This is a genomic window from Bacteroidota bacterium, from assembly GCA_018831055.1.
In the GTDB taxonomy this organism is placed as follows: Bacteria; Bacteroidota; Bacteroidia; order Bacteroidales; family B18-G4; genus M55B132.
The window spans coordinates 1-17,747 of sequence record JAHJRE010000029.1; the positions used below are offsets into that span (position 1 = coordinate 1).

General features: G+C 41.4%; 14 protein-coding genes. 6 read left to right on the plus strand and 8 right to left on the minus strand.

Features of this window, described 5'->3' with window-relative positions; genetic code table 11:
- From brxC to KKA81_02025, 5 genes are all read right to left on the minus strand, one after another.
- On the minus strand, positions 1-3,566 hold a 3,566-nt coding region (gene brxC, locus KKA81_02005), incomplete at its 3' end, for a BREX system P-loop protein BrxC (GenBank protein ID MBU2649683.1).
- 16 nt (positions 3,567-3,582) lie between these two features.
- Entirely contained in the window at positions 3,583-4,137 is a 555-nt protein-coding gene (locus KKA81_02010) for a hypothetical protein (GenBank protein ID MBU2649684.1), read from the minus strand.
- A complete protein-coding gene (locus KKA81_02015) occupies positions 4,118-4,876 on the minus strand; it encodes a DUF1819 family protein (protein ID MBU2649685.1) in 759 nt (252 codons plus the stop codon). Before KKA81_02015 ends, KKA81_02010 begins: the two co-directional genes overlap by 20 nt.
- A 122-nt stretch (positions 4,877-4,998) precedes the next feature.
- Positions 4,999-6,228 (minus strand): site-specific integrase, encoded by a 1,230-nt coding sequence (locus tag KKA81_02020; GenBank protein MBU2649686.1) that lies wholly within the window; start codon positions 6,226-6,228, stop codon positions 4,999-5,001.
- A gap of 192 nt (positions 6,229-6,420) precedes the next feature.
- Positions 6,421-6,990: a 1-acyl-sn-glycerol-3-phosphate acyltransferase gene (locus KKA81_02025; GenBank protein MBU2649687.1), complete on the minus strand. Its 570-nt coding sequence runs from the start codon at positions 6,988-6,990 to the stop codon at positions 6,421-6,423.
- Positions 6,991-7,142: 152 nt separating this feature from the next.
- Between KKA81_02025 and KKA81_02030 the strand changes: the two genes are divergently transcribed.
- Positions 7,143-9,995 (plus strand): insulinase family protein, encoded by a 2,853-nt coding sequence (locus tag KKA81_02030; protein MBU2649688.1) that lies wholly within the window; start codon positions 7,143-7,145, stop codon positions 9,993-9,995.
- A gap of 140 nt (positions 9,996-10,135) precedes the next feature.
- Here the strand turns inward: KKA81_02030 and KKA81_02035 are convergent, their stop codons facing one another.
- Positions 10,136-11,851 carry a DNA polymerase III subunit gamma/tau gene (locus KKA81_02035; GenBank protein ID MBU2649689.1) on the minus strand — a complete coding sequence of 572 codons (1,716 nt, stop codon included), beginning with the start codon at positions 11,849-11,851 and terminating at the stop codon, positions 10,136-10,138.
- A gap of 100 nt (positions 11,852-11,951) precedes the next feature.
- On the opposite strand from KKA81_02035, the gene KKA81_02040 reads away from it, so the two are divergent.
- The 3 genes from KKA81_02040 to KKA81_02050 are packed head-to-tail and all read left to right on the plus strand — an operon-like array spanning position 11,952 to position 16,076.
- Positions 11,952-13,250, plus strand: coding sequence for a polysaccharide deacetylase family protein (locus KKA81_02040; GenBank protein MBU2649690.1), 1,299 nt, complete (start codon positions 11,952-11,954; stop codon positions 13,248-13,250).
- A 60-nt stretch (positions 13,251-13,310) separates the two neighbouring features.
- On the plus strand, positions 13,311-14,504 hold the full coding sequence (locus KKA81_02045; GenBank protein MBU2649691.1) for a glycoside hydrolase family 127 protein: 1,194 nt from the start codon (positions 13,311-13,313) through the stop codon (positions 14,502-14,504).
- Positions 14,505-14,510: 6 nt separating this feature from the next.
- Positions 14,511-16,076, plus strand: a complete 1,566-nt coding sequence (locus tag KKA81_02050; GenBank protein MBU2649692.1) for an AMP-binding protein — start codon at positions 14,511-14,513, stop codon at positions 16,074-16,076.
- Positions 16,077-16,089: 13 nt separating this feature from the next.
- On the opposite strand, the gene KKA81_02055 is transcribed toward KKA81_02050, so the two are convergent.
- On the minus strand, positions 16,090-16,413 hold the full coding sequence (locus tag KKA81_02055) for a type II toxin-antitoxin system RelE/ParE family toxin (GenBank protein MBU2649693.1): 324 nt from the start codon (positions 16,411-16,413) through the stop codon (positions 16,090-16,092).
- Positions 16,403-16,645 carry a hypothetical protein gene (locus KKA81_02060; GenBank protein MBU2649694.1) on the minus strand — a complete coding sequence of 81 codons (243 nt, stop codon included), beginning with the start codon at positions 16,643-16,645 and terminating at the stop codon, positions 16,403-16,405. Before KKA81_02060 ends, KKA81_02055 begins: the two co-directional genes overlap by 11 nt.
- A gap of 278 nt (positions 16,646-16,923) precedes the next feature.
- On the opposite strand from KKA81_02060, the gene KKA81_02065 reads away from it, so the two are divergent.
- Together KKA81_02065 and KKA81_02070 are read left to right on the plus strand one after the other, a co-directional pair.
- Entirely contained in the window at positions 16,924-17,220 is a 297-nt protein-coding gene (locus KKA81_02065; protein MBU2649695.1) for an acyl carrier protein, read from the plus strand.
- A complete protein-coding gene (locus KKA81_02070; GenBank protein ID MBU2649696.1) occupies positions 17,207-17,695 on the plus strand; it encodes a GNAT family N-acetyltransferase in 489 nt (162 codons plus the stop codon). Before KKA81_02065 ends, KKA81_02070 begins: the two co-directional genes overlap by 14 nt.
- The last annotated feature ends 52 nt before the right edge of the window (positions 17,696-17,747 follow it).

The following is a 17,747-nucleotide window of genomic DNA, read 5'->3' on the forward strand; positions in this document are numbered from 1 at the left end:
CCGGCAAGCTTTTGAAGTTCCTGTTGCAGCCACTTTTTGTATGCAACCACCTTCATAAACTGAGAAGGCAGCCTGGTTGAATGTTTCTTTTTAAGCGGTTTTTCAGGTACTCCTGGTTTATCACCTACCGGTGCCGTTCTTATTAAACCTGCCGATATGATGGATAGCTCGGTGCTCTTTGTATTGTATAACTCAGTGAATGATAGTACTTCAGAGTATGTAAACCTGGTTTGTTTTTCGTGCACGTCAAAATCCAGGATGACAGCAGCCTGTTTCCTTTGTTCTGCATATTTAAGGATGTCACCGGCTTTGTCAAGTCCTTCTTTGTTGAGCCCGGCAGGCAGGCTGTGAATCTCTTTTATCAAAGCCTCAGCATCTTTCTGCAGTTGTACATATTTTTGAGCCATGTCAGTGGCAGCCTCCTGGAAAATCCTGTGGTATTCGTCTTTGATTTTTTGTGCCGTTTGTTGTATCCCGGCAAAGTTTTTTACTACTTCATGTTCGTACAAATCATTGAATTCCTTGGTTAATCGTGCAATGGTATCGTTGGCTTTTGCGGCTTTTCTTAATTCATCATTCACATCATTTACAAATTGCCTCCATTGCAATAGCTTGGGCAAATTATTGCCAATGAATTTTTCAACTTTTTCAATGGTTTTAAGAGATTGGAGGAAGGTTTCTTTGTTTTCCAGAAAGTTTTCTGCCCTTTCAATATAATTTGCTTCACTCACAGCCCCTGTAAATCCTGCAAGATTATCTTTCTTTGATTCCAGTTCCGGGAACAAAACATCAAAGTCCTTATTCTGCTTTCGCATGTTGTCAACTTTATCGCACATCAATCTGGCAAGGTCACGCAAAGCATTAATCAGTTCAAATTCGTTTGAATTGTAGTTTATTCTCCGATCCGTATATTTTACTACATCCGTATCAAGAAGAAACTGGGCAATTATTTGTTTGTTTTGGGCAGTTAAAGACTTAGACATCAACTTAAAGCTAGCCCTGCGAAATTCTCTTGCTGCTGAAAAAATTTCCGTGACACCCGGATCTTGCCAGGAAAATTTCTCGGCTCCGTTGTGCTTTGCCATTATTTTGCCTGCCCTCATCAGGGTTGCAACTGTCGAAATAACCGTGCCAAAGGTGTATCCTGTTGGAGGCAGTTCCAGGTCTTTTTCAAGGGCCGCTCCATCTACATACGTGTTTCTGATCTTAAAAAGAATTTCTTCGGCTACTTTCAGGTTTTCTCCGATAAAATTCCCCTGTGCATCGAAAAACAGGAATTCAGGACCGGTGAAATAAGATTGCAAACGGCTGGCATTTGTTTCTTTAATCACGCGTGCAGCCAACTCATCACTAAGCTGAGCGGATAGTCTCTTGTGATACACATTGCTGATAAGGTTCTTCTGACGTTTTTGAAGTGTTGCCTGCCAGGAGTCCTTATCAAGCTGGAAAGTATTGAACAGGTATATTGCTGTTCCTTTTTGCAGGGACTGTTCAACCAGATCTGTTATTCGTTTTAATTTATCCGATTTGGCAGCCGAAAAAGCTCTCATGATAGGTGCTTCATCCGACTGTGGATTGTCATATTTCTGCTCCAGGTAAGTAATACGCTCTACTTCATCAATTAGTTTGTCTATTTCTTTAAAGGAGCTGTTATCAGGAACAAGGTAAATCAGGTCTTTATCATTTTGATGGGCGATCTTAAGCTGATCAATGTCTGCTCCCCTGTTGTCACTGATGTTGTAAACACTTTTTAGCTTGATTTTCAGGAACTTTTTTCCCGGATTAGTTAGCTCATCATCGTTATCGGTGGTTATATAGAAATCATACTGTAAATTGTTATCTGTTGTTCTCGCTAAGGTTTTAATAATGTTATTGGTTTTGTATGCATTAACCATCTGCCTTTTTTTCTGGTATTGTTGCACGGTGAAACCATTCATTTCATCCAGCAGGCGTTCCTCGATATCGGAGGTAATCCGGTAAGTCCCGTTTGAAGGCAGTAGTATCCTTGCTTCTTCAAGTATTTCAAGAGCTTTTTTTATTTTTGGATTGACCTGATGATATTCATCTGCGTCAGAAACAAATGATTTGGTTATATTTGGAAGTGTAGTGGGCACTACTTCGGCTTCAGCCAGAAAATGTATGGTTTCAAGCAATTTCCTGCCGGAAATTTCAGATCCGCTTTCCTTAAGGATATTTTCAGCGTTTGAATAACGATTAACCAGCCTGACAGGAGGCTGGGGTTGTGCTTCCCTGGTGATTTGCCAGCCGGTAGCAATTTCAAACAATTTGTTATGCTGAAGATGTTGTTTTAAAATGTCATAAGTTGTGATGATCATCCCCCTGGCGGCTACCTTGGTTGAGACATAGCCTTTTGTTCCAAACAGGAAATTTTGAAGGAGATCAAACTGGTACTTGTAAAAAGGATAATAGGTTAACCAGGAATCCAGAGTATCTGTTTTGGTGATTCCTGTTGCAATTAAAGCCGCATGATCGGCAATTTTCCCCGTATTCCAGTTGTAGTGAGCTTCCAGTTCTTGAAGGCCCGCCTTAGATTTCTTCAATAATCTGCTTTGGATAATAACATCTACTTCGGTGGCTTCAAGATGGATTTTGGTTTTAAAACGGTCTGTAACTTTGGTTAATTGAGCACGGTTAACGCTGGAATTGCTGATAACATCATCAAGTTTTTCCTGGGCAATGGCAATGGTCCATGTTTTCCGCAGCAATTCCGAATCCGACAGAGCTTCACTGATACCCTCCAGGTCAAGTAAAGAAAACTTTTTCTGGTTAATGGCTTCGCTTGACTCATCGAAGATAAAGACCAGTTTAATATCTTTTTCGATGGTAAAATAGGTTTTCAACTCATCCCGTAGCCTGGAGGCATCGAAGTGGTCCATGTCCCTGCGAATAGTAACCAAGATATTATGATAATCATTTTCATCGTTTCCCCCTGTCAGGTATATTGATTTAGCTTCTTTGGAATACTCTGTCAGATGACGTTTTGCATCTGCCCATTTCTTATTGAGTTTTTGAAAAATAAAGTCGTTTATATCCGTAAAACCCTCTTTAAGCATTAATTTATATAACAGGATGCCGTGTTCATTTTCAGGCAATTCTATTGATCTGAGAAAGTTACGGAATAAAGTAAAGGCTAATCCTTTTGAAGTATCCTGTTTAGCAATATCCAGGGAGATCACTATGCATTGTTCAGAATTCAATCGTGATATGGTATTCCTGATTAAGGATTCATCATTGATGCCGGTAAAGCGTTGCAATATTCTGTCTCTTGCCGGTGTTCCTGAAATAATGCGATTACTGAGCATATAGCCCAGCATTTTCCCAAAATAGGACTTGCCTGATCCATAGAAACCGGAGAGCCAGACACCTGTTTCAAGGGTGTTTGCCGTGAATTTCGACACAAAATCCATGTATTCCCTGGCCAACCCGTCGGTTATTATGTAATTCTCAATTTCAGAAAGGATCTCAGCCTCTGAGATATCCTCCAGGTCTATTACATTTTTAATATCTTCTGAGAGATCGATGGTTAAAATATCTTTAATCAACATGGCTGTTTAAATTAAATTATTCCATTATCATACATCTGTATTTTGAAGCAGGTCTGATCCCAAGGAACATCAACCTGTCGTGGTCTCTGACGGCAGGATAAAGAATAATCAGAGGGTAAGGAGATTTCATTACCTGTTCGTTTTCCATGATGTGAATATTTTCAATTCCACTGCCGTACAGGGAACCTGTATTGACGAGTACGGGGATTTTATTGGCCTGAAAGCTATTTACTATGCTATCCATAATTATTTTATAAAGATCTTGGCCATCTTCACCCTGGGGCAATTTGAATACTTGTTCTACAGAACCTCTAAGCAAATCAAAGCGATCCTCTATTTCCTGTCTGTTTGATTCAACAAAATTCATGAGAAGATCATCCAGTTTGATGATCTCGTATCCATCTTCCATCTGGTTTTCCATAGCTTGAATGTACTCTGGTTCACTATCAGGCGGACAAACCACCAGTATGGAGTTTCCCCCGTTTGCATTTAACCTGATTTCAGATCGTTTATCAGATTCAACAAGGCGTTTAACTTCATTTATGATAATATCAGGACTGGATGAGGGCATGATAAATCTTTTTATAGGACATTATGGGTTCAATTTTCAAACTATCACCTGAAAAGCTGATATGAATGAATTTTAGGTATTTTTTCTGCAATATTCTTTCAATAAATATTTGCCTTTCATTAAAGGAGTATTGCAACCACTTGCTTTCAAGCACATTAACTTTATTCTCCACAGCGGAAAGCCAATAAAGAAATAATATCCACATTTTATCATCCAGGTAAGGATGTAAAATGGTTTTGTTTTGACTTCCTTCCATCAGGTTAAGCTTCTTCAGAAAAGTAAGGTACTTTGAAGAAGTGATCCTGAGAGTAGATTCCGACCAATTTTGTATTACCGTTTCAGACGGTTTTAAGTCTTTCATACAAGCAATGACCTCATCCTGACGCACAGAAATACGGCCACTATAAAGCGCAGGGAAGAATACCATCCTGTTGAGGTAATCCAGAAGATCGTTGTTATAGCTGGCGTTCCAGAAAAGCATCAATAAACTGTCAGGTGAAATAGATTCTGCCTGAAGCATACTACTTATGAGCGTTTCAATTTCAGGATTCTTATACCTTAGAATGTTGCGATTTAAAGCTTTCCTAAACCCAACAACTGATTTATCGGTTTTAATGGAAGTGAAAGTCTGTATTCCGCCATCCTTTCTCAGGTCAGCCATTGATTTGCCAATTACTGACATAACAATATTCATGTCGGGTATACTACCCAGGATATTAACATCGGAGTTAATTTTCATGATCTGGCTGTGATGAAAACTGAATACTTATGTCCAAAGGTAATATTTTTAGAATCGCAATAGGTGCTGGAATGCATTATTGAATAAAGTGACATGAAGTTTTTCATTTAGGGAATAAGGGCTCAAAGTTGTTTTAACGCAGTTGTAGTTCTTTCATCATCTGCATTCTTCATATATCCCCTTGTGGTTTGTAAATTTTTATGCCCGCCTATTCTCTGAATAACATCAATGGTGCTTCCTTTCCGTGCTAATTCGGTTAGTGCTGTATGCCGGATCGTCTTGCTGGTAAGGTCTGCAGCAATGTTCGCTTTTTTTGCAAAATCTTTAAGGCTGTGATTATATTTTTTACGCATTTTATTAATCCGGTCGTGTTTCTGTTGCTCTGTGATGTGGATTTCCTTATGCAGGATTGGGAAAATATAATCATCTTTATCAAGTGATACTACTTTTCGCTGATTTCTGTAAAAATCGATAATTTCCAAGGCTTTTGGGTGCAATCCAAAATGAATTTCCATCTGATTTTGCTTATTAATCAGTTTCTGCCTGAAATATTTTATATCCCCATCAGCTATGTTATTGCATGTAAGATGTGCCATATCAATGAAATCCATACCTCCCGTGTAATACATGAATACAAGGTATCTGTGATTATCGTTATCTTCTTCAAGATTAATAAGCCTTTGTATCTCTTCTGTGGTTAATGCCTTTTGTTTTTTTGCTACAGGATGATGATGTGCAACTGAATACCCACCGGTTCTATCTTCAAAAGGATAATGTTCAAGTTTGCAATATCCTTTTCTTATAGCATGATTAAACAAAGCCCGGAGTGTTCTCATATAATTGTTAATTGCTGCGTTTCCGGCACCTTCTTTTTTCAGGAACCTTGCCCAGCTTTCTAAAAAGCCAAAATCTATGTCAGAAAAAAAATAGTCACCGGATTTATACCTTTTAAGTGCGTTCATGGAAGTAATATAGGCTCTTGAGTTCCCAATTCGACCATCTTCCTTAAGCTCTGCAATCCTGACCTTGAAATAGTCAAGCACGCTGGTATCTTTTACAGGATTGTTTACCATAATTACAAGTTGGTCCAGGGAAACTTCTTTACCCATGTAGCTTAATTCAGCAATCTTGGATGTGTATTTAGTGATAATTTCATTAAGCGTGCTAACTATTTGCTCCTTATGAGGGTGATTTCCTTTAAACTCGTTTTTCTCCTGATTCCAGTTTTTCATAGGAAGTGTGATTCCGGTAGCTACATACTTCATTTTGTTCTTGCGTGCGAGTCTTATCCAAACAGGGAATTCTCCATCGGCATTTTTCTTATGCTTATTGAAGTAAAGTGTGGCTTTCATAGGTAAAGGTTTTGGTAAAGGTTACATAAAAGATATCGATAAAAACATAATAAAACAAAAATACTATAAATATTGCCTTATAGCAAGTCAGAGTAAGAAATTTTGTGAAAAAATATAAGGAAAAACCGCTGCCTTACAAGCAGAGGGTCACTGGTTCGAATCCAGTAACTCCCACTAAAAAGGGACTCCATCCTACCCGATGGAGTCCCTTTTTACATACAAATTAAACTGCTCCGGATGCCTCCCCGTTTTATCACGGTAAAGGCTTTCTATATAGGCAAGATCTTTGGCATAATTACCGCTTGGTTGGAAAATCTCCATTACCCCCACTTCCTTCTTCGGATAATCCAGGAATGATAAAGCCAAAGGGATTTTAGCCTTCAGGGCAATATAGTAAAACCCCCGCTTCCAGTGTGGTACCAGTTTGCGGGTTCCTTCCGGGGTGACAACCACATACAGTCTTTCATGCTTACTGAATTGCTCCGCCACGTAATCTACCATATGATTGTTTCGCTTGCGGTCGACCGGTATCCCTCCCCAGTAACGGATCAACCCGCCTATGGGAAATACGAAGATCTCCTTCTTTATGAGGAACTTAACATGTACGTTGATCATAAAGAAAAACAAGCGCCCGATGATATAATCGTAATTGCTGGTGTGCGGCGCTATCACTATCACACATTTCTTTACATGATAAGGAAATTCCCCTACCATCTTCCATCCGGAAAGTTTAAGTATCAGGGTTGCCAGCTGCCTGAGCATAGTATGCATTTTATACCATGCAAATGTAATGGTTCATTGGTTAGAATGAAAGCCATTTTATACCGTTGGTAAAATAATCCTGCATAGTGGTTGTTTATAAACCGATGTATCAGCGAAAATGAATATTTTTGCCTTAAACAAACCTCCATCTTATGAAAAAAATTGTAATGAAAGGATTCCTGACCCTGGCCGTAATAGCTTTTATGCTGACGGCTATGGCCCAGGAAAAAAATTATGACTGGAACAGCGCTGTAACGCTGGATCCAAATGTGAAAATGGGTAAGCTTGATAACGGCCTTACCTATTATATTCGCCACAATAGTCATCCTAAAGACAGGGCTGAATTCTATCTGGCAGTTAATGCCGGCGCCATCCTGGAAGACGATGACCAGAACGGCCTTGCTCATTTTTGTGAGCACATGGCTTTTAATGGCACCAAAAATTTCGAGAAACACGACATTATCAACTATCTCCAGTCCATAGGCATGAAATTTGGCCCGGAGATCAATGCTTTTACAAGCCAGGATGTGACTACTTACATGCTGCAGAAAGTACCGGTTACTCCCGTGGAAAATATCGATACCGCATTGCTGATCCTGCACGACTGGGCCAGCAATGTATCGTTTGAAGATGAAGAAATTGACAATGAGCGCGGAGTGATCCATGAAGAATGGCGCACACGCCGTGGTGCGATGTTCCGTATGATGACGAAAACCGATAAAACCCTTTATCAGGGTTCGAAATATGCCGACAGGGATGTTATCGGGGATATCGAAATCATTGATAATGCTCCGTATGAGGTGCTGAAACGCTTCTATAACGACTGGTACCGTCCTGATCTGCAGGCCATTATTGCTGTGGGTGACTTCGATGCCGACTGGATGGAAGGCAAGATCAAAGATCTGTTTTCTGCCATCCCTGCCGCTACCAATCCCAAGGAAAGAGTGGATTACCCCGTTCCTGACCACAGTGAGACTTTGGTCGCCATAGAAACAGACCCCGAGGCTCAATACACTTTTGTTCAGCTTCACTACAAGCACCCCGCTATTACAAACAAGGACCTGGGATATTATCGCCAGACCATTGTTCATCAGCTTTACAATACTATGCTGAACAACAGGTTGCAAGAGCTGCTCCAGGAAGAAAATCCTCCCTTTATTTATGGTTATACAGCATATTCCAGTATGGTAAGAACAAAAGACAGCTACATGTCGTTTGCTGTTGCTAAAAATGACGGGATAAAACGGACACTCGAAACGCTTCTGGTGGAAAACGAAAGAGTGAAAAAATACGGCTTCACCGAAACCGAACTGGAACGTGCTAAAAAAGAAATTCTCAGCCAGATTGAAAAACAATATAAAGAAAAAGAAAAACAGGAATCCCAATCCTATGTCTGGCAATACTACGGCCATTTCCTGGAAAATGAACCCTCACCGGGCGTTGAATTTGATTATGCCTTTATTCAGGATATTTTACCCGGAATCACTCTCGAAGAACTCAATAAACTTGCCCCCAAATGGATTACCGACGATAACCGCGTTGTGATCATTACCGGCCCGGAACGGGAGGATGTGATCATACCCATGAAGGATGAAGTCATTGCTATCGTTGAATCGATCGATCAGGCTGAAATTGAACCTTATGTGGATAAAGTATCCGATAAGCCTCTGATGGCGGAAAAACCCGTTCCCGGAAAAGTGGAAAAGGTGAAAAAAGATAAAAAACTGGGTACTGAAAAATGGATTCTGTCAAACGGAATAGAAGTCATCCTGAAACCTACTGACTTCAAAGACGATGAGATCCTGATGCAGGCATTCAGCTTCGGGGGCAGTTCTCTTTATGACCTCGATGACCAGATGTCGGCCGGTTTTTGTTCCTCTATGATCAATGAAAGCGGTATTGCCGGTTTCGACTTAATTGAATTGCAAAAATTGCTGGCAGGAAAGATCGTAAATGTGAGCCCTTATGTCGGTGATATGGATGAAGGTTTTTCGGGCAGTTGTTCGGTAAAAGAACTGGAGACCATGTTGCAACTGGTAAATCTGTATTACACCCAGCCTCCCAGGAACGAAAAGGCTTTCAATTCCTATGTCACAAGGATTAAGGGCTTCCTGGAAAACAGGAAAAATGACCCGGGAGCTGCCTTCCAGGATACGATCAGTGTGACCATGGCCAATTATCATCCTATGGTAAGACCTCTTACTCCTGAATTAATGGATGAAATTGATTTTAACAGGTTGAACTTCATTTTCAGGGAGAGATTTGGTGACCCGACAAGCTTTACGTTTTACTTTGTCGGAAATATTGATACCGACAGCTTGCGTCCGCTTGTTGAAACATATCTCGCGAGCCTTCCCAAAGTTACGCGTCAGGAAAACTGGCGTGATAACGGCATACGCCCCCCACAGAACAGGGTAGAAAAGAAGGTGATTAAGGAAATGGAAGTCCCGAAAGGTACCGTGTACATCGCATATACCGGGGAATATGATTTTAATAATTTCCGCGACAGAATGGACCTTTCTGTACTTTGCGATATACTTGATGTCAGGTATACCGAATCCATCCGCGAAGAGCAAAGTGGTACCTACGGTGTTGGGATTTATGATTTGCAGAATCAATACCCTTATGAGAGATATCAGGTGAATATTACTTTCGACTGTGACCCCGATCAAACCGATAAACTGAAAAGCATTGTTTATGAAGAGATCGATAAACTTAAGACCGATGGTCCTCAGATGAAGGATCTTAATGGTGTTAAGGAAAATCTCCTGAAAACAAGGCAGGAAAAACTAAAGGAAAACCGATTCTGGTTGAGCACCCTGAAAAACTTTGACTATAACGCAGAAGATGCCGCCAATTTCCTGGATTATGAAGATTATGTGAACGATATGACCCAGGAAAGCTTAAAAGCCGCTGCAAATAAATTCTTTGGCGATAATCAGGTGGAGATCATTCTGCTGCCTTCAAATACATCGGATAATGTGAAGAATCCGTCGATGCAGTGAAAATTATGTTGATAGCAGGATGATGTTCAGCAGGATACAAGTTACAGGTTGCAGGTTACAGGTGCGCCGTGCAACTTGTAACCTGTAACCTGCAACTTGAAACAATTTGTTAATTTTTCCCGATACGTTGGAAAGTTAATTTAGAAATCCAGCTCCAGATCAAGCTTGTCTTTAAGCTCCCTGAGAGCTGGATTTTTTTCTGATAATTTCTGGAAGATCTCCTCGGGGAAATATGCCTTGCTTTCCTGTATGTCCTCATCAACAAGTATTTCCATGCTGATTGAGTAATTCTCAAGCTCTTTGCGCAGATAGGCCAGCATATCCATCCGGCGGTCGTTTATTTCCTTCTCCAAAACCTTGTTAAAGACCTTTAACTCTATAATGAAGTCTTCTTTCAGCACCGGCAGATCTTTGGTAAGTGTGCTGTACAGGCTGGGACTATCGTTTTTCAACGTTTCATGATAATAACCCCATACCCTGATCAGGTCATCCTGAGTAAACGGTTTTACCGGTTTATTGCTGAGATCATCGTCTCCGTTGATTTGCCCGGGCACTTCATCCTGTTTGTGTCTTGACCTTTTAATAGATACTGTTCCCGGTAAAGTTTTTCCTCCGGTATTTTTCGGAACATCATTTTCATCAGCGTTTTTTACAGGTTCCGGTGGCCGGGTAGTTACCGGTGGGATACTTTCCTTTTCTTTAGCAGGAGGCGGTGGGCTAGGAGTTACGTTTTTTTTTTCGGGTGGCGGACTTTGTTCCTTTAACCCTGATAGTGAACACATACGCAGCAAAGCCAGTTCAAGGTGGAGGTTTTTGTTGTTGCTGGCTTTGTAAGTGATGTCACATTGATTGTTGATGTCGAGGGCTTTTAGCAGGAACCCGGCATCGCAACGGACGGATTGTGCCTGGTATTTGTCTTTAAGGCCCGGACTAACCTCAAGCAGTTGAAGTGTTGCAGGATCTTTGCTTACCAGTAGATTGCGCAGATGCTCGCCCATGCCCGTAAGGAAATGCTGCCCGTCGAAACCATTGGAGATGATCTCATTAATAAGAAGCAATGTATTTGAAATGTCTCCGTCAAGAATATGCCCTGTTATCCTGAAATAATAATCATAATCCAGGATGTTAAGGTTTTGGATAACAACCTCATAGCTAAGGTTTTTCCCGGTAAAGCTGACCAACTGATCGAAGATAGAGAGTGCATCCCTGAGTGCTCCATCCGCTTTCTGTGCTATGAGATGCAGCGCATCCCCGCTGGCCTGAACCTCTTCCTGGTCGGCAACATAACGCAGATGCGATGCAATATCCTCAACAGTGATCCTCTTGAAATCAAAAACCTGGCAGCGGGATAAAATCGTGGGAAGGATTTTATGCTTCTCCGTTGTGGCCAGGATAAACTTGGCGTAAGCCGGAGGTTCCTCAAGGGTTTTCAGGAAGGCGTTAAACGCTGAAGCAGATAGCATATGTACCTCATCGATGATATATACCTTGTATTTTCCTGCCTGGGGAGGTATGCGTACCTGGTCCACAAGATTGCGGATGTCGTCGACAGAATTGTTGGAAGCAGCATCCAGTTCGTGAATGTTAAAGGATGCCGAACTATTGAACGAACGGCAGGATTCACACTCGTTGCAAGGCTCAATGTTGTCCGTAAGATTCTGGCAGTTGATGGTCTTGGCAAGAATCCTGGCACAGGTGGTTTTACCAACCCCCCTGGGTCCGCAAAATAAAAATGCCTGGGCAATCTGGTTGTTACGGATGGCATTTTTTAGCGTCCTCGTTATGGATGCCTGGCCCACTACCGTGTCAAATGTTGCCGGCCTGTATTTTCTTGCAGATACGATGAAGTTTTCCATGAGATGGGTGTCGGTTTGAAATCCAAAAATAAAACTTTTATATTTTGTGAAGCTGTCTTTCCTGTTTTCAGGAAAGCTTTTTTCTTAAATTTGTTATTGTATGATACTTATCTATTCACCAAAACTTTCAAACAGATTTAAATACATCGCTGATTTTGTCTTTAGGGATGTTTTCAGATGGAAATATACCCTTACCGCATCCCTTGATGAGTTTAAGTCGTTTGATGGCCCTAAAATTAATTATTCCGATACCGATCACGGACAAGGAATATTTCTTGCCTCCTGCGGTTTGCTTTTGGAAAAGGGGATCGAAGGCAAGGAGATAACCTTCCTGGAATATCAGGGAATGCCGGCTATATTCCAGGTTTTTAAACCGGGGTCAATCATGCCCTTCGATGTGTTTGCTGCATGTTTTTTTATGCTTTCCCGTTATGAGGAGTATCTTCCTTATGTAAGGGATGAATACGGCCGCTTCCAGTCGAAGTTTAGTATTTCCTACCAAAGGGATTTCCTGAAATTGCCTATAGTGGATATATGGCTGGAATTGCTTGCAAAACTGATTTCCACGAAGTACCCGCTCCTCCAATTGCCCAGGAAAGATTACCGTTTCATTCCCACCATTGATATCAATGCTGCTTTTGCTTATAAATACAAAGGACTTATCCGGAGCATGGCCGGTTATCTGAACGCACTGACAAATCTTGATTTTAAGAGTATTCGAATGCGGACAAGAGTGCTCCTTAACCTTGAACCGGATCCGTATGATACGTATGTCCGGCAACTGGAAATTCACCGGAAATATAGGCTGGATACCGTTTATTTCATTCTTTTTGCCAATTATGGTACGAACGATAAAAATATCTCGGTCAGCAACAGGAAATTCCAGGTGCTGATAAAGTCGTTGGCCGATTATTGCGATGTGGGTTTACATTCTTCCTGGTCGTCCATCCAGGATCCCTCACTTCTTTACGGTGAATTCCGTAAGCTTTCCCAGGTTCTGAACCGGGAGATCAACAACAGCCGCCAGCATTTTTTGGTGTTGAATATACCAATGACATACCGCAACCTTCTGAACATAGATATGGAAAATGACTACTCTATGGGTTACGTAAACACTCCCGGATTCAGGGCCGGTACCTCGCGTTCCTTTTTTTTCTACGATCTTGATATGGATGCTGCCACTCCTTTGCGTATTCATCCTTTTGCTTTCATGGAAACGGCTTTCCGTCAGGGTTACAACCTGGATGATTATTCCTTTATTGTCAACCAGGTTAAACGTACAGGCGGAACCATGATCCTGCTTTGGAACAACGAATCTTTTTCGGAAAAGTTCAGAGGAAAATCAGGACTGAATCTTTATGAAGAAATGATAAGAATAGGACAGGGGAAAGTTAATTGATATTGCGAACTATCATCGGCCTTTTAGGCTTATCTTTGCGCTTATCCATTTTATCTGCTCATGATCAAAAGTATACTAAGATACTCCAGGGAAATATTGAAGATCTTTTTCCGTGGCCGTTCGCGCTATCTTGTCAGGGAAAAATTGAGATTATGGTTTAAGAGAAAAGCGTGGCTTTCGCTGGATCCGGCGACCAGGGAAGAAGCTGCTGAAGGTCTGGATTCTTCAGCAGGATGGCTGATCACGGCCCAAAAAATGATGAAGGATAATGGAATGGGCTCCTACAGTCTTTCCGGATCCTGGTCATCCTCCTATCCGGAAACCACCGGTTATATTATCCCCACTTTATTGGATTATTACAGGTTTTCAAAGCAGGAGGAAGCCCGGATAGCCGCCCTGAAAGCCGCTGCATGGCTTGTTTCCATACAGCTCGACAATGGTGGCTGGCAGGGCGGAAGGATGAATGAGAACCGCCCCGCCATCGTTTTTAACACCGGACAGGTCTTGCGTGGCCTCATCGCCGCATGGGAGGAAACCCGGCTGGAAGAATATCTTGATTGTGCCATAAGAGGCGCAGACTGGTTATGCGATGTGCAACACCCCGATGGCTACTGGAAAAAGAACGCTTTGATGAACCAGGCCCGCGTTTATGATTCCTATGTCGACGTTCCTCTGCTGAACCTATGGAAGATTACCGGAAATCAACGCTATGCCGACCATGCCCTGCGTAACCTCGAATGGATAACCCGTAAAAAACAAATGGGAAACGGATGGTTTTCTGATTGTGATAATACCATGAAACATAACGACCGCCCTATCCTGCACACCATCGCTTATACCATCGACGGGTTACACGACTGCGGAACTATACTAGGAAACAAGGAATTATTGGAAGCAGCCGCCTATCCGGCAGATATGCTGGCAGGGATTTATAAAAAACAGGGTTTTCTTCACGGCAGATACGATGAGAAATGGAATGGCTCTGAACATCCCATACTCACAGGAATGGCCCAAATGGCAATAGTCTGGCTGAAACTGGCTGGTCAATCCAAGGATGGAGATTATAAACACCTGGCCGGTAAACTGCTGTCTCAACTCTTATGGCTGCAGGAAAAAAATGGTAGCAGAGATATCCAGGGAGCAATTACCGGATCTTTTCCTATGTGGGGGCGCTATGAGCCATTCGCCTATCCAAACTGGGCGGTTAAGTTTTTTTCCGATGCCTTGCTAAGGTATTGCCTTCAACCCGAATAAACAATCATGAAGAAATACTACAGGGAACAAAACGCTGTGCTTGCAAACCAATTCATACAGGCTGCTGATTTGTATGGGCCTTCCCCTGCATTGAAGCTAAAAGGGTTTGAATATACCTACAATACATTAAAACAAAATGCTACGGCAATTGCTCTTCAAATTCTTGAAAGAGAAGATAAAACACATAATGTAGTTGCTGTATGGGGTTCCCCCTCTCTGGCCGCCTATGCAGGTATCCCGGGCATCCTGATGGCTTCCTGCGCTTATGTCCCGATGAATCCACGATTCCCGACCGAAAGAAATCTGTTTGTGTACGAGCGATCCGGTGCTGAAATATTGGTGCTTGGACCGGAAGATTTTGAGGAGGTAAACAGGCTTTTTACAGACTATCCCAGGAAGCCATTATTAATCTTTTCCGGCAATGATACTTTGCCCGAAGGACTTGCAAATTCCGGGTTTAAGTATTTATCTGCCCGGCCTTCAGAAAAAAATGATATTCCGGGAATTACCAGCCGCATCAGCGATATGGCTTACCTGATGTTTACCTCCGGTTCTACAGGTATCCCAAAAGGTGTTCCCGTCTCTAACGGAAATGTCCTTGCCTACCTTGATAACCTTGCTACAATCATGAATTTCTCTCCCTCCGATCGTTTTTCCCAGACTTTCGACCTTACTTTCGATCTTAGCGTTCACGACCTTTTTGCCTGCTGGCTTTCCGGAGCCTGCCTTTGCATTCCCGACGAAAGATACTCCCTGACCATGGCAAAATATTTGAGAAAAGAAAAGATCAGCGTGTGGTTCTCGGTTCCTTCACTGGCTGTTTTAATGCAAAAGATGAGATTGCTGAAAGAAAATGCTTTTCCTGATTTGCGCTACAGCCTTTTTTGCGGAGAACCACTGCTGCTTGAAACTGCCACTGTATGGGCACTTGCCGCACCCGCATCGAAACTGTTTAACCTTTACGGCCCCACGGAAACTACCATTGCAATATCCGCTTACCATTTTAATCCGGCCGAAGGCCATAGTAAATCCAGGAACGGAATACTTAGCATCGGGAAAATTTTTCCTGGACATCTTACAGGATTTGGTTCCCGGGAAGAGGACAAGATTTTGAACATCAGCGGTCCGCAAGTTGTAAATGGCTATTTCAATGATGAAAAAGCTGCAAATGATAGCTTTAGTTGCGTTGATGGATTAACCTGGTATAATACAGGCGATCGTGTGGAAAAAGATGCGGATGGAGATATGTTCTTCCTGGGGAGGAATGACCATGAAATAAAAATCAGTGGATATAGAGTCAATATCCTGGAAATAGAACATGCCATCAGAGAAAAATGCGGGAAAAATGCAGTTGCCATCCCTTTGCGAAATGATGACGAAACCGTGAAAGAAATAGTTGCTTTTATTGAAGACCCTTTAAATCAGGTTAAAGAAGAGGAACTCCGGCATGCTCTCACGCTAAAACTCCCCTGGTACATGATCCCTGCTTCCTTCAGGAAGTTGGAAAAATTTCCGCTTAATCAAAACTTAAAAATAGACAGAAAGAAATTAGAAATTATTTGCTTCTCATAATAAGAATGGATTTCTATAAATGCCTGAGCAATTCTTTAAGTTCCTTGTCAGATAAATCTTCTTTTTGCGACTTGTCGTAAATAGTAAGTAAAAAAACATTGTCTGAGGCTATCTTTACACAAGTAATAATTCTTGCTCCCCCTGATTTTCCTTTACCTTTGCTTGTAATTGAAATGCGTATTTTATAGCAGTCCATTCCTAAAGGCTGCCCTTGTTTAGGTTCAATTTCAAGGGATTCTGTAAGATAACTTAAATCAGTTTTTAGTGAAGGGTATTTTTTTAGTAAAGCTTTTGAATCCCTTTCAAATCCTTTGGTAATGATAATATTATAGCTCATTTAGAAAGTCTTTGGCAGATTTGGCCTTCATTTCACCTTTTTCAATGAGTTCTACTTCTTTAATACCTTCCTTTATATCCTTCCATATTTCTCTTTTGTAAGGGGAAAGCCTTTCTTCCAATTCGAGAAGTTTGCTTTTCTTTTCATCTACTTGAATGAAAGGAAAGTTCTTAATTAACTTCATGAAGAATTTGTACTCATTTTCGGATATGTTTATAACAATTTGCCTCATAAAATATAAGTTTGTAACTATCGGTTTGATTTAATTCAATCCCAAATTATTATTTGCAAAATACCCATGAATGTATTATTAATTATCTTATTTAAAGGATTAATTTGCTTAACTTCAGATGCATAACTTGGGATTCATTCATTTTAACTATACAAATTTAATACATACAGTCCAATGTCCTGAAATTCTTTACGATTAAATTTATTTCAGGATAATCCATTACTTTTGACATTTTAGGAACAATTATATTTCCAGTTCTTTGTAAAATATACAATAATATGGAAAAAGGCAATAACCAGAATTCTAACGAGTTTTCGTTCTTTAATATATTCCACTCCTATATAACTACAGCATTAAAGGAAAAGCTGGAACTTTTCGGAATAAAAAGTGAGGAAGTGAAGGGCGATTTCGACCTTGTTAAAAGCGGATTGATGGATTCAATGTCGTTCGTGGACTTTATAGGAGATATGGAGCGGCATTTTGGGAAGGAAATTGATTTCGATAAGGTGATGGATGACGAAAACTTTACTACATTGGATGGATTGATTAAGCTTTTTCAGGATGAAAGATCTTAGTATTTCTCTTGCCAATTCCTCTGATGAGGATCTTTTCCGGGATCTGCTGCCTCTTTTCGACCAGATGTACGGAGAATTCAAAGCTATGGGCATCATGTTGAATCCTGCTGCAGATGCGGCTCAACGATGGACTTCTTCTATCCGGAAAACCCTGGGACGTTTTGGAACCCTGGCTCTTGCGCGTAAGGATGACCTTCTCGTTGGTTTTGCCCACGCCGCTTTATCGATGCCGCCGGATTACCTGATGGCCGGGAAAACAGGCGTGATCACACATGTCTTTGTGATGCCCGAATTGCGTGGTGAAGGAATTGCCGGCCTGTTGGTCACCAGGCTGGAATCCTGGCTCCGGGAACAAAATGTCCGTTCGGTCGAATTGCAGGTTCTTAAAGGAAACAGCAATGGAATCACATTTTGGGAAAAATCCGGTTATTCTGCGGAACTTATCCAATACCGTAAATTTTTTAGGGAAGAATAATGAACCTGACGGGTATGGCAGAAAAAGACTATTATTCAGCGATTGTTTCCTC